General features: G+C 50.6%; 1 pseudogene. It reads right to left on the bottom strand.

What is annotated here, in order from left to right:
* Window positions 1-23: 23 nt before the first annotated feature.
* A pseudogene (locus PG896_RS21115) lies at window positions 24-617 on the bottom strand (IS630-like element ISAhy2 family transposase); the annotation flags it as partial.

The following is a 617-nucleotide window of genomic DNA, read 5'->3' as shown; positions in this document are numbered from 1 at the left end:
CTAAATAACTGATCCCAATAGTGCTACACCTTCGCTGTGCCATAGCCATTCCCCGGGAAAGGAGACACGGTATCCATGAAGTGTTTCACTCGGGCCAGCAGGTTTGCCATCCCTCTGCATTGATGATTGCGCGTGATGGTTTCATGTAACTTGTGCCATAGCCGTTCTATGTGATTAACCCAAGGGCTGTAAACTGGCTGGAACACCAGGCAGAACTTGGGATTCTTCTTCAACCATCGCTCGGTCTGTTTGCTTTTGTGAATGATGTAGTTATCGAGGATCAACGTGATGGTTTTGGCTCGTCGGTAGTGGTGGCGCAGCTTTTCCAGCATGGCAATAAACAGCGATGAGTTTTTCTTGATCCCGCTGACGTAAAGTACCCTTCCGTTGCCTGCGTGGAGAACGCCTGCCAGATAATGCTTGGCATTCTGCCCCGGTGTGACAACCCGCTTTTGCTGCGCTCTGAACATCCAGTCGGCTCCTAATTTGGGATTGAGGTCTATATCGACTTCATCCTCATAAAACACCGGATTATCGGCATCACAGCGGGCCAGCGCGGCGTCGATATTCGCCATTTTTTCCTGATAGGCTGGGTCTTTTATCCGCAAGGTCGGCAC

This window comes from Aeromonas sp. QDB30 (assembly GCF_027707645.1).
GTDB classification, from domain to species: Bacteria; Pseudomonadota; Gammaproteobacteria; order Enterobacterales; family Aeromonadaceae; genus Aeromonas; species Aeromonas caviae.
Note: the sequence above shows the minus strand (reverse complement) of the source record. Positions and strands in the feature narration are given on the sequence as shown.